Origin of the sequence: Nodosilinea sp. LEGE 07088 (genome assembly GCF_015207395.1) — a bacterium.
Taxonomy (GTDB): domain Bacteria; phylum Cyanobacteriota; class Cyanobacteriia; order Phormidesmidales; family Phormidesmidaceae; genus Nodosilinea.
In genome coordinates this window covers 23,966-36,650 of sequence record NZ_JADEWX010000043.1, presented here as the reverse complement: position 1 = coordinate 36,650, position 12,685 = coordinate 23,966, and the positions used below count along the sequence as shown (strand labels likewise).

Below are 12,685 nucleotides of genomic sequence, written 5' to 3'. Positions count from 1 at the left end.
CCGTCTCCCCATCCCCCCATCTCCCCTCTCTTCGCCAACCGAGCGCTACCAACTCGAAATGGCCTTCTCCCGCGGCCTCCACACCGGCTGGTTTGAGGGCATCGACAATCAAACCCTCGTCCATGCCCGCTTCGGCAAAAAGCGCGGCGTCTATCTGGGCAGCATCATCCGCGTCACCGAGGAGGCCGTCTTTCTCAAGGCCCAGGCCCCGATCAAAGCCGGAGATGGCGTCGTGTTTGACAACGGCCACCCAGGTGAGCAGGAGCAGGGTGGCCGTGTTTATCGAGTCGATGTCATTGGCCCAGAAACCCGCCTGGAGTTTGGTCGAGAGGCACTGAACCTGCGCCACATCCACGCGGGCGATCGCCTCTGGAAAACCAGCGACCCCGCTCTCGATAAAGCATTGCGCCAGACCTACAGTGGCGACCAACCCAAATTCACCCGCCCGATCGCGATCGCAGTTCACGGTACGGTGGGGCAGGCGATGGTGGCGATCGCCCGCGACAGCCAGGGGCATATTGCTCAGGCAACCTCTGCTATGCCCCTAGCCGAGGCCCACTCTAAACCGCTGACGGACGACCGTCTCAGGCAGCAGTTGGGCCGCCTGGGCAATACCCCGTTTCACCTAGAGTCTCTGGTCAACCACCTGGCAGGGCAGGTGATGCTCCCCATCAGCGAGCTCAACCGCCTGCGGCGGGAACTAGTTGCCGATTTAGAAGTGCTGCGGCTGCGGCCCCGCCTTTGGCAGTTGAACCCTGGGGCCTCCCTGGGAGCGATCCTACCCCGCGCCGCGCATCCCAGCCCCCAGGCCCCTCAGGCTCCCAGGCTCCCAGGCTCCCCAATTCCCCATCTCCACACCCTTGTCCGCAATCGCTCCCAGCTCACCACCGCCACCCAAGCCGGGATTGAAACGATCTACTGCGAATTTGAGAACCCGGCAACCTACCGAGAAACCGTAGCGTGGTTCCGGGCCAATCGCCCCAGCGACGCCCAGACGATTTGGCTGGCCCCACCGCGCATTACGAAGCCGTTAGAAAACTACATTCTCGACCAGGTAAAACGGGCCCAGGCCGACGGCTACCTGGTGCGCAACTACGACCACCTGGCCTACTTTGCGGGGCTGCCCTGCATTGGAGATTTTTCTCTAAACGTGGCCAATGGCCTAACGGCAGATTATTTTTTGAGGCGCTACGGCTTGCAGCGAGTCACCGCCTCCTATGACCTCAATGCCGATCAGCTGGTAGATTTGCTGCAATCGGCCTCGCCAGAGGGGTTTGAGATTACCCTGCACCAGCACATGCCCATGTTCCATATGGAGCACTGCGTGTTTTGTGCCTTTTTGTCTGAGGGCAAAGATTTTCGCGACTGTGGCCGTCCCTGCGAAAGCCAGCAGGTGACGCTGCGAGACAGGGTTGGCACCGAGCACATTCTGCTGGCCGATGCGGGCTGCCGCAATACGGTCTTTAACGGGGTTGCCCAAACCGGAGCCGAATACGCTCCGCGGCTGATGCAGGCCGGGGCGAGGCACTTTCGTCTAGAGTTTTTAGATGAAACGCCTGAGCAGGTCACAAGGGCGATCGCCCAGTACCGCCAGCTTCTAGCGGGAGACATTACCGGCAATCAGCTTTGGCGCACACTGCAAGTTCAGAGCAAGTTAGGCGTGACCCGTGGCCCCCTGGATGTCAAGCACGGCCCTAGAGGATCAGTAAACTAAGGCTCAACCGGATAGCTATCGGGTTTGGCCAGTTGAATCATGGGTACGCCTTTGGCGGCGCGAAGCTCTATGAGAACAATATGCACCGGATCGAGCAGGGGATCGTCTCATCTCCTGGGTGTGATGCTCTAATAACCTCTCTAGCGGCGGCACGGCTTGTCTGCAATAGGTCATTGAAGGTATAGCGTTGGCCAGTTCGCTTAGGACATAGACAATCGCCAACCGCAAAAACTGGGGCCGCGAACGGGCGTAGAGCGATCGCCGGTAGGTGATCTAGAAAAACGTCCTAACCTTCGTGGCGATGGCTATCAATCATCAGTGTGGTCAGGAGGCTTACTGCCGCAATACTACGTGGCGGTGGAGACTCGCACCTATATGGATCGATCCAACCCCTTAATTCAGTAGGGTATTGATATCTTGGCCCCGTAAATAGCCCACCAGGGTGGGGCTAACCACCGTCACCAGCGTGACAAATACGACAATAACCAGCTGCCCCAAGCTCAGACTCCCCAGCAGACCACTCAACGCCACGCTATTAACGGGCGGATTAGCGGTAATAAACCAGGCATTGCAGGTGAGCGAAGTCCAGAGATCGACCCCTAACGCCATCAGCCATATCAATCTCAGCCCCAGCAGCGGGAGCCCGTAGGCGCTAAGGTGCTGTCGCCTACGCCAGATAGAGCGGGTCGAGAAGTTAAACGCCACTACAATTAGCGTACCAATGACTGCCAGACAAACCGCAACCAGGTTAAGGCTGTCGAGAATGATCAAAATGCCCAACAGAGTAGTCACCAAATCCCACACGGTGCTGAGCTGTAGAGCCGCCATGAGCACCAATTTGCGCAAACTAACAGACTGAGACTGGTTCATAATGTCGTCCAATTAGATCAATGACGTAGCAGCATTAGCTTCTAAAAGTCTTCTCCCAGGGATAGATCAAACCAGAATCAGGCATTTGCCATCCATCCAGCTTCACTGCTTACCCCTTCAAGCTAGCCTCGGTACAATGCGAAACCCTGGATAGCGATAGGTTTCTTTCAAGTTCGTTGTGGATATTTAGAATCGCCACCGCCTGAGGCGAGTCCGGCAACCTCCACCGCATTCGGTAAAATGCAGGGAACACTGACTCTAACCTGCACATGAGTGGACGGCATGGCCATTAAATCTCTTCAGTATGAGACATTGCTCTCGGTCTGCACCGACCACGAGGGGGCCTTAGCCCTGCTCAAGCGCCATCGCCCCTACCTGGAAGCCGTACCCAGCATGCGGCGTCCGGACGAGAGCGTGATCACCCTCCCTTTGCCCAACGTGCGGGTACGCGATGCGGTGCATCTCAACCCCCACAGTCCTAGCCTGGCTCCCGGTGCGGTGGTCACCCTGCCCTGCGATGTGGCGCTGCTGATGTGTGATCCCGAGTGGAAAATCAAGACTGGGGTCGAGATTTTTGTCTACATTCACCGTCCTCAAGAAGACTTTTCAGACCTTTTGTTGCGCTGGCGCCATACCCAAATTTTGGTCGATCGCGGCTACGCGTGGTTATTGCCCCAGAAATACCAGCATTTGCTCAGCGATGGCACGGATACAGGGCATCCGCTGTTTGTCGTGTTTCCAGAAACCCCCGGCCACATTCTTCAGGGGCTGCGCGGGGCGGGGCTACCCACGGTGATCGTGCCCTTCGACAGTGAAGCGATAGAGCCTACCGAAGTAGCTGAGAGCACCCTTGACCTGGGCGATATTCCAGAGCTAGATGATATTGACACCAGTGCCCTAGAATCTCCCGATGAGTAAGGGCTGGGGCAAGATTCAGTCTCCTTTGTGGCGCTGGGGACGCTGGTGGTTGCTTGGGTTTGTGGTTTTGCGGGCGATCTTTTGGTTCACCGCATTTCCTAACCCCGATGAAGCTTACTACTGGCTCTGGGGGCAGCACCCCGAGTTCTCTTACTACGATCACCCGCCTTTTCACGCCTGGATCCAGGGATTGTTTGCGATCGCCCCAGGACAGTCGGTCTGGGTGTTGCGCCTGCCCAACCTGATCAGCAGCGGGATTTTGGGGGTGACGCTGTATCACATTTGCCGCTACCTCTACGGCGACGAAGCCCGCGATCGCATCTGGGTCGTCGTTCTCCTAGGGATCTCATCGCCGCTCTATTTTTGGTATCTGGGCCTGGCCTGGCACGACCACTGGCTGGTGACCTTTGCGGTACTCAGCAGCTTTTTGTTTGTGCGCTACGTCGATGGCACGGTTGATGCGAATGGCCAAAAGAACGGACGGGATCTCTACGGAGCCGCTATTTTCTTGGGGTTGGCAGGGCTGTGCAAGTACAGCGCTGTGTTTGTTGGCCTGGGTTGTTTGGCGCTTATTTTGACCGATCAGCGGCGGCGGCAGGTGCTGCGCGATCGCCGTCTCTACCTGGCCCTGGGGCTGCTGGCGCTGGTGCTTTCGCCCATTCTGCTGTGGAATATTCAGCACGACTTCTTTTCGTTTCGGTTTTACCGCGATCGCACCTCCGGCGGTGGCTTCAACCTCAATCTGCTACAGCCCCTAGTCTTTCTGCTCCTGTGCGGTCTTACCCTGGGCCCGATTCAGTCTTGGAGCCTTGGCCGTCTGCTGCGTCGGCAGGCGCAGACTAGCCTGCTCCGCTCATCTTGCTACCCAGCCCTAGCCCTGTGGGTTTTTGGCCTCTCGACCGCTGCATTTGTGGCCCTCTCGACTGTGTCGGTAGCGCTGTTTTACTGGAATATTTTGGCCTATCCGCTGCTGTTTCCCCTGCTGAGCGAGCAGTTTTATCGGCCCCAGGGGGCGAAACCGGCGCGGGCTAGACAACTGGCGATCGCCCAGGGGTTGGGTCTATTTGTGGCGACAGCCCTGGTAATTTATTACACGGTCATTCCCCTGGGCAGTTTGTTTGGGGCCGTAGACCCCGATGGGGCGGCCCTGTTTGGCTGGCCCCAGGTTACCGCCGCCGTCGAGGCCCAGGCCGCAGACCTCGACGATCCGCTCCTGCTCACCACCGACTACCGCTCGGCCTCGGCCCTGGCCTATACCCTCAACAACCCCGACGTGCTGGCGATCTCAGGCCGCCTCGACCAGTTCGACTTTTGGTACGATGCCCCTGCCCTGGAGGGCCGCGACGCCGTGCTGCTGGGCGAAACCTGGCACCCCATTTGCCCGACTCATTTGGCCATGTTTGACCGGGTAGACCCACCAAAAACAGTAGAGGTGCGCCGATTTGGCCGAGTGCTGCAAACCTATCAAATTGTCGCGGGCTATGGGTTTAAGGCCGGGCCAGAGGGTTACCCACTCCAGCCTGACTATCCCCTAGCCTTCACCAGCAATGGCGAACAGTGTTTGCCAGAATCAGCCTCGCACCATGTAACTACGCTGCGGCCAAGAGATTGACCAAATCTGACTTCTTCAACTTTGAAATCCCTTCGATATCGCGTTTTTTGGCCATAGCCTTCAGCTGAGCTGTGGTGAGCGATTCTAGGAGGGTGCGATCGGTCACTACGTCTGGCATTGGTTCTGGAGTCAGGTAAAAGACCTGTTCAAGCGCCTTGAGTTTTTTGCCAGCAGTGATGCGACAGCCGAGTTTAGTAATCGGTTGCAGGTTTTTCCAATATTTGCGAGGTGCTTCGTCTAGGCGGGTGACAAGGGAAGCAGAGTTCACACCTTTGAGGGGAGTGCTGGGTTGGGCCAAAAGATAATCGACTGCTACAGAAATTTCCTCGCGGCTAGCGGTAGACAGATTGGTTTTAGGTTGGGTTTCTTGAGCGAGGGCCTGGGTAATAGCAACGGTTTCTGGTGTATCATCCGCAATAATACACCAGACTTCCTCTAGCTCAGCCTCGACAGCAACAGCATAGACAAAGGAGTTGCCGATTACCTGGTACTGGTCAGGGCCAATTTCTTTCACTACCAACGGTATCCAGTTTCGGCCTTCTAGACCAAGTTGGTTAGCAGCAGATTGAATCAGGTATTCGTGGGCTTTGGTAGGTTGACCAGGCTGAATCTCATCGAAGGGAAGGCACATTAAGTTGCCAACATCGGAAAGGCTCATTAGAGAAAGTACTCCTTCACAAGGTTGAGGTATTGCTCGCGAGCAGGCTTAAAGGCGAATGCTGCTGGCATATGCATGAAATCAGCTCTAGAGATGTAGGCCATGTAGGGAATCGTGATCATCTTGCGATTTTCATGGCCTCTACGATTTTTCGGATAGAAATAAGGTGTTAAATCAAAACCACTAGAATTTCGTCTGGCATCTTTGATGATTTTCGCAATCGCCTGGTGCATCAAATGAACTTGAGGGCCAGTTTCGCGAAAAGCATTATTCATAAAGATAGGTAGGGCAATGGGGCCAGCATCGCCAACCTCACAGCGCTTAGCCTGGGCCTCTGGAATAAATTGTGTAATAGCCGTGCCTGCATTTTGGAGAGAATGCAGATTGTCATGCCTTGCAGGTATCAGGACGACATCAGCTGCACAGAGAGCTTTTTGCGCAAAAATTCGCCAGTTAGGGGGTGAATCAATCAGAATATAGTCATAGTCGTCTTGGACAATCTCTAGAGATCGGCGCAACGCATGGAACTTAACCTGCTGTTTAAATCTAGCCTCATCCAATTCACTAATCAAATCTTCATCAGCCAGTATAATATCAAATCCCAATGACTCTTTTAACCTTGGGTGTTCAAATTTATAGGGTGTTATGATATCTCTGGTCGCAGGTTCTTTACTCTTTAAAACCTCTAGGATTTTACCCTTAAGAGGCTTTAAATTTAAAGCATCACCCAAATCACTTTGATTTGGATCAAAGTCTACAATAAGTACTCGTTTTTTGAGTAAGGCGAGGGTGGCTGCTAAATTCAAGGTCGTGGTAGTTTTTCCTACCCCACCCTTATTATTGTAAATTGCTACTATTAATGCACGTCTGGGCTTGTCAATGCGCTGCTTGATATCTTTGACGATGCGTCTTAGATCTCCAGTTATAGGTAGGCAAGGGGTAACTGGATGAACAACCTTGCCGTGCTTGCGAAATAACTGAACATGGATTGAATTAGTGAGTAGTCCCCAGTGAACGGATTTTGATTCTGGTGACAGTAAATAGTGCTTTAACTGCAAGGCTGCCCGACGATAGTCCGGATGGTTTATGTCAGATAAATTTTCTGTTCTTCCTTTCACCTCCATATAGAGATAGGGGTTTTGATAGCTGGTCAGGAAAGTATCCTCACCTACATTCTTACGGGCGGCATGATCAACCGCCCGCCTACCTACAGGAAATTGGGGTACCATTTCCTGATATTCAAACCCTAGTGCTCTTAAGAAAGGCTGAGAGAAATTTAGCTCTACAACCGCCTCAGCTGCATCGGCTGGGAGAGCCTTTAAGACTTCTTCAAGATTCATATAAGACTGCGATGGGCTTTCTTCTCTATTACGGAAGTGTACCCATGGCGTCAGGATATTAACATGAAAGTTAGTTGTAGTTTGAGAACTACCTTTACTGGGCTAACATCCGTAGTACGCATCTCAATAGTACGTATTTAATACTGCTCTACATCGGTAAATATTGCTGTCGTCATGTCGAAGCTTTGCATCACTCTGAAATAACTCAGCTCAGCCACCCACAGAAATAGTGCCGGTTTGCGCTAATCTGTGACAGATGCATCGAACGCAACACTATATAGCTGGGTTCAGCAGTGCGCGCCTATGGCTGAAACAGGACAAGGAGAACGGTTGCTGGGGAGCCGCTACCGCGTGTTGCGGCAGCTTAGTGAGGGCAGCTTTGGGGGCACCTATCTCGCTGAAGACACCCATCGGTTTCAAGAACTCTGTGTGCTGAAAGAGTTTAACCCCCAGGTGCCGGGCAAGCTAGCGCTGGATAAGGCCCAGACCTTGTTTGAGCGCGAGGCTGGCATTCTCTACCAAATTAACCACCCCCAGGTACCCCGCTTTCGCGAACTGCTGCGCGATCAGACGCGGCTGTATGTGGTGCAAGATTATGTGGAAGGCCCCACCTATCGAGAATTATTAGATCGCCGCCGGGCCTACGGGGAGCACTTTAGCGAAGCCGAGGTGGTGCAGTTTTTGATGCAGATGCTGCCGCTGCTGCAATATCTGCACAGTATTGGCATTGTGCACCGCGACATCTCCCCCGACAACCTGATTCAGCGCAACGCCGATGGCCGCCCAATGCTGATTGACTTTGGCGGCGTTAAGCAGTTGGTGGTGAACGTGCGCTATCAACTCGGGGTAGCCCAGCCCTACCAGGCTACCGATGGCACCGTAACGCGCCTGGGCACCGTGGGCTATGCCCCGGCTGAACAGCGGCTGTCGGGTGAGGTCAGCCCCGAGACCGATCTCTACGCCCTGGGCATGACAGCCCTGGTAATGCTGACGGGCCAAGATCCAGAGGCCCTCTACGACGAACGCCGCGATCGCTGGCTTTGGCCCCAGCAAGTAGAGATCTCGACCACCCTGACTGAGGTGCTCAGCCGCTTGGTTGCCCACCACCCAGCCGACCGCTATCCCTCAGCTGGGCAGGTACTGACAGCGTTAAATCTGGCCCACGCAGACCAGTTGTCTGCGGCCTGGGCTCAACCGATGCCGGTGCGGATGCAGCCGGTGGTGCCGCCGCCGCCGCCTGAGCCTACGGTGGCGGTGGCGCCGGCTAGTCCCCATTATCCGTCAATAACCAATGACCCCACGGCTACAGTAGCTCCCCCGCCCCGGGCAGTGCCGGTGAAAAAAACGTCAGCGGGGTGCTGGCCAGCCCTGGTGGGGCTGGTGATTACGGTGGGGGTAGCGGGGGGGCTGTGGTGGTGGCTTGACCCGCTGAACCAGTTTTCGGGTTCGGAGGTGGTTTCGCCGGGGGGCAGCGATGCCGGTAACCCCGCTCTCAGCGAGGCCGAGCGGGAGCGTAAGCAGGCGCTGCGCGATCGCGCCGTGGATCTCAGCGTTGACTGGGGCTATCTGGCCAGCTTCACCGACCAGCTGTTCTACGAAAAATATCCCGATCGCGTGGGCACCCAGCTGAGCGATCAGCCTGAGGATGCCCCGCTGAGGGCCGAGTGGGATGCGATCGCCGCCGCCAATCTCGATCTGTTAGAAACTAACCTCAGCACCGAAGCGCGCAGTAAGCTGGGGCGCTACAACCCCACCGACACCGATCGCTGGCAGCGCGAAGTCAACGCGCTTTACGTCAGCAGCAAAGCGCTCTACGACCTGGCCGACGCCCGTTTTACCCAAATTTTCCCCGGGCGGGTCAGCGAGGGCTTTGTTGAAACCCCCGTCGATCAAATCTGGTTTGCCGTGGCCCAAGACCAGGTCAATGCCCTAGCCAGTGGCGATGCCCTGACCGAAATTACCTTTGAGTCTGGGGTCTTGAGTCAGCAGCAGGAAGGCAATCTCAATCCGGGCTCTGGGCAGGTCTACATTCTCAACCTGCAAGCTGAGCAGTTGTTGCGTCTCAATCTTCAGGCTCCTCCCAACAGCACCCGCCTGTCGGTTTATGTCCCTGTGCCCAATGATTCACTCCCCTATATCCTGGCCGATGCCGAGCAAAATACCTGGGCTGGTGAGCTGCCCCAGTCGGGCTACTACGAAATTGTGATCGTTTCCCAGGCCAGCGGCCCGATTCCCTATCGTCTAACGGTCGCCGTCGATAACGTCATCAACGACATTCTCAACCAACCTGACCCGCCTGCCAAAGAGAACTAGGGCGATCGTCCATAGAGGCATTGCAATGGTGGTTTGCGTCGTCCTGCCCCCGTCGCTGTGTAGGATGGTTAACAGCCTTTGTAACTGTATATAGGCTCAGATTGGCCCATCGATCGGTTGTCTGAACCCAGGCAAGGCCAGCATGATGACGTTTTTTTGACGCTAGTTAGGGGGTTTGAGTATGACGGCAGCCAGCACACAATCGATTCCGGCCTTTTGTGAAGGCATTCAGTACTTTGGGGAGCCGCTGCCCGAGTTCGCAGCCTACGGGCAGACGGCGGCGATCGCCCCGGGGCAGACCGCCATCACCTCTCCTAGCGACCCGGTTGCGGTCTACCAAACCCTGCTGGCAGCCGATGCCCTGCGTTACCTCACCCTGCAAATGACCGCCAGCAAGCAGTCAGGGCACCCCGGTGGGTTTGCCAGCATTGCCGATGCGATCGCATCGTTAGTGATGCTGGGCCACAAAAACATCATCACTGAGGTGGGCCACCACGCCCCTGGCTTCTACAGCAATGTGTTCCTCGACCGCTCGCTAGAGGCCATGGGCATTGAGACCGTACAGCAATTGTGCGATCGCTTCCGCGAAACCCACGGCCTGCTCGGTCACCTATCGGGTCAAATCCCCGGTTTGCTCAACCCCGCTGGGCCCCTAGGCCAGGGCCAACACTTTGCCATGGCTGGCGCTAAACTGCATCCCGGTGTGCTCTTCCCGGTCACCATCGGCGACGGCGGTTTGGGCGAGCCCTACATCATGAGCAGCTTTGGCCACTTCAGCACCGCCTACCCCACCGTCACCAACTTCCTGCCCATCCTGGTGTGGAACGGCTATAGCCAAGAGCACCACAGCATGGTCTCTACCAAATCTAACCAGGCCATGATCGACTACTGGCGCGGCAACGGCTTCCAAGAGATCGTACTGGTCGACGCCAAAGATTTCGACGATACCGACCAACCTGGAGCCTATGTCGACAGCACGGCATTCTCCTTCGCCCAGCGGTTTGCCTTCACCCAGGCCGTGCTCGAAGCCACCGATAAAGCCGCAAAACTCGCCCTGGGCGGTACGCTCACCGTACTGATCGTCAAGCAACTCAAGGGGGCAGGGGTGCACAAGCGAGGTGCCCAATCCCACAACCTCTATCCCGGCGACTCCCTCACCAAAGACTACATCGTGAGCGCCCTGACCACCCGAGCCCTCTCCCCCGCCGCATGGGAGCTCGTGCGCACCAACCACGAGCGATCGATGGGGGGCCCCGGCGCTAAAACCGCCGTTACCGAATCAGTGCTGCCCTTGGCCGATCTGGGCACCTTGCCCCTCAACGAATTTGCAGTGGGTGGCGATAAGCAGGTGGCCACAACTGCCATGGGCGCTTTAGTGGGCTATGTAGGCCAGCGAGATGACCAGTTTGTGGTAACAAACGCCGACGGCAACGCCGCCTCGGGTATCAACAACATCAACCAGGCGCTCAAAATCATTCACCCCACCGTCGACGAAATTTACTTTCAACAGCCTCAGGGGCAGGTCTACGAACCCCTCAGCGAAGATGCCTGCGCGGGTCTGGCGGCGGCCCAGGCCCTATTTGGGGCCCGCACCCTCTGGTGCTCCTACGAATCCTTTGTTGTCAATGGCCTGCCCATCTGGCAGACCGTCACCCAGGCCATGGCCGAGCTACGTCGCCCGACCCCGGCTACCATTACCTTGTTCACCGCTGGGGCCCTAGAGCAGGGTCGCAATGGTTGGACTCACCAGCGCCCCGAAATCGAAAACTACTTTGCGGGCATGATGCGCAATGGCAATGTATATCCTCTCTTCCCTACCGACGCCAACAGTATTCAGGTTTGTTACGCCTGGGCGCTGACCACCCGTAACAAAGGGGTAACGATTACCGCCAGCAAATCCCCCCTGCCGATTCACACCACCTTTGAGCAAACCCGCCGGGCCCTGGTCGATGGCGCTGTAGAACTGGCGTCTACTCCTGGCGATCAGACAGTTGTGTTTGCGGTAGTTGGCGATATGACACTGCTGCCCGTGTTTGAAGCGGTTGAGCAATTGGCTGCTAGCGGCATTGGCAGTCGGGTTGTTGCTATCGTTAACCCCCGCCAGCTTTACCGCCCTACCGACGTCGCCTGGGATATGTGCTCAGAACCCGATAATAATTTCCTCGATCAGGCTGGGTTTGATCGCCTCTTCGGCGGTGACGTGGTGCTAGGCATCACTGGCGGATCTAGCGCTATGCTCGAACCCGTTTTACTGCGGAGTACGGCTCCCCGTGACACCTTCTGCTGGAGACGCGGCGAAACCGCCGCCAGTGCTGGGCAAGTTATGGCCCTCAACGGTCTGACAGCAGACAACTTTGTGGCTCGAGCCCAGGCACTGCTGGGTTAGCGTATCGCCAGCATCCACGTTACTCAGATCGCAAAATGGGGAGATCGACATGAGCTCCCCATTGACATTTACCTATTGCTCCTTAGATTCAGCCAGCACCACAAAAACGCTACTCAGCATTCTCGGGTTGTTGCGCGCGAATATAATCTAGTACCTCAGTAGAGGGAAACAGCCTCACCTGCTCCAGTTGGGCATCCAAGGCTGGGTCATCGTTATTGGCCATCGTGTCCAATAGCCATTCTAAAGAGAGCACCTGAACCACAATCTCGTCGGCTGCGTCAGCGTTAGTCTCTTGGTAGCGATTGAGCAACGTCTGTAGATCGTTACGCGAAAAAAACATGGGTAACGAAGCTTGCTCTTCTTGGGTGATCGTGAGGTAAGGCCCATCGACACCCTGGCGAGCTATGAACAGGGGTACCCCCTGAAAATTAGACTGAAGCTGGGTAGCTGCATCTAGCTCGTCACCGTTGGGCAGATAGAGTAGCGGTACCTGCTCTTCTTCGCCGAGAACGGTCTCTTGGTAGAGCGTACCTAAGTCAACCAGAGCCACCTCGGCGCTGGGATCTTCTTCGCGAGCGCGGGCCAAAAACTCTTCGGCGGCTTCTCCGTCGATAAAGACCACGGGCACTTTGACCTCTTGACCGTTGTTGTCGGCGGCGGCGGTCAGGGGCTGGCCATCAGAGTTAAGAATTATAAAGACCGGCACCTGCTCAAGCTTATCAACAATAGCTTCTTCACCTAGGGCAGTAGCAGGTAGGGGCATCATCAAGCCACTTCCCAGCAAACCACCACTGACTAGGGCGGTGATGAGAGGTAGAGGACGCAAAACGGAAGCAAAGATCTGTCGCATAGGAATATATCGTCCTTGAATAGG

The 12,685-nt window shown here is 56.0% G+C and carries 9 protein-coding genes; 5 read left to right on the top strand and 4 right to left on the bottom strand.

Going from position 1 to position 12,685, the window contains the following annotated elements; translation table 11 throughout:
• Window positions 1-1,714, top strand: a 1,714-nt coding sequence (locus IQ254_RS12350) for a DUF3656 domain-containing protein (RefSeq protein WP_193966463.1), incomplete at its 5' end; no start/stop codon positions are given.
• A 393-nt stretch (window positions 1,715-2,107) separates the two neighbouring features.
• Here IQ254_RS12350 and IQ254_RS12345 read toward each other — a convergent pair.
• A complete protein-coding gene (locus IQ254_RS12345) occupies window positions 2,108-2,584 on the bottom strand; it encodes a hypothetical protein (protein ID WP_193966462.1) in 477 nt (158 codons plus the stop codon).
• A 282-nt stretch (window positions 2,585-2,866) separates the two neighbouring features.
• Here IQ254_RS12345 and IQ254_RS12340 point away from each other — a divergent pair, with 282 nt between their 5' ends.
• Both IQ254_RS12340 and IQ254_RS12335 read left to right on the top strand, forming a co-directional pair.
• Entirely contained in the window at window positions 2,867-3,502 is a 636-nt protein-coding gene (locus tag IQ254_RS12340) for a hypothetical protein (protein WP_193966461.1), read from the top strand.
• Window positions 3,495-5,114 carry a glycosyltransferase family 39 protein gene (locus IQ254_RS12335; RefSeq protein ID WP_193966460.1) on the top strand — a complete coding sequence of 540 codons (1,620 nt, stop codon included), beginning with the start codon at window positions 3,495-3,497 and terminating at the stop codon, window positions 5,112-5,114. The genes IQ254_RS12340 and IQ254_RS12335 overlap by 8 nt, the downstream gene beginning before the upstream one ends.
• Here IQ254_RS12335 and IQ254_RS12330 read toward each other — a convergent pair.
• Together IQ254_RS12330 and IQ254_RS12325 are read right to left on the bottom strand one after the other, a co-directional pair.
• Entirely contained in the window at window positions 5,092-5,772 is a 681-nt protein-coding gene (locus IQ254_RS12330) for a Rho termination factor N-terminal domain-containing protein (RefSeq protein WP_193966459.1), read from the bottom strand. The two genes, IQ254_RS12335 and IQ254_RS12330, sit on opposite strands and share 23 nt — an antisense overlap.
• Window positions 5,772-7,112 carry a ParA family protein gene (locus IQ254_RS12325; RefSeq protein ID WP_193966458.1) on the bottom strand — a complete coding sequence of 447 codons (1,341 nt, stop codon included), beginning with the start codon at window positions 7,110-7,112 and terminating at the stop codon, window positions 5,772-5,774. The genes IQ254_RS12330 and IQ254_RS12325 overlap by 1 nt, the downstream gene beginning before the upstream one ends.
• A 303-nt stretch (window positions 7,113-7,415) precedes the next feature.
• Here IQ254_RS12325 and IQ254_RS12320 point away from each other — a divergent pair, with 303 nt between their 5' ends.
• Together IQ254_RS12320 and IQ254_RS12315 are read left to right on the top strand one after the other, a co-directional pair.
• A complete protein-coding gene (locus IQ254_RS12320; protein WP_193966457.1) occupies window positions 7,416-9,425 on the top strand; it encodes a serine/threonine-protein kinase in 2,010 nt (669 codons plus the stop codon).
• Window positions 9,426-9,606: 181 nt separating this feature from the next.
• Entirely contained in the window at window positions 9,607-11,811 is a 2,205-nt protein-coding gene (locus tag IQ254_RS12315; protein ID WP_193966456.1) for a phosphoketolase, read from the top strand.
• A gap of 109 nt (window positions 11,812-11,920) precedes the next feature.
• Here the strand turns inward: IQ254_RS12315 and IQ254_RS12310 are convergent, their stop codons facing one another.
• Window positions 11,921-12,661 carry a Tic22 family protein gene (locus IQ254_RS12310; protein ID WP_193966455.1) on the bottom strand — a complete coding sequence of 247 codons (741 nt, stop codon included), beginning with the start codon at window positions 12,659-12,661 and terminating at the stop codon, window positions 11,921-11,923.
• Window positions 12,662-12,685 lie beyond the last annotated feature (24 nt).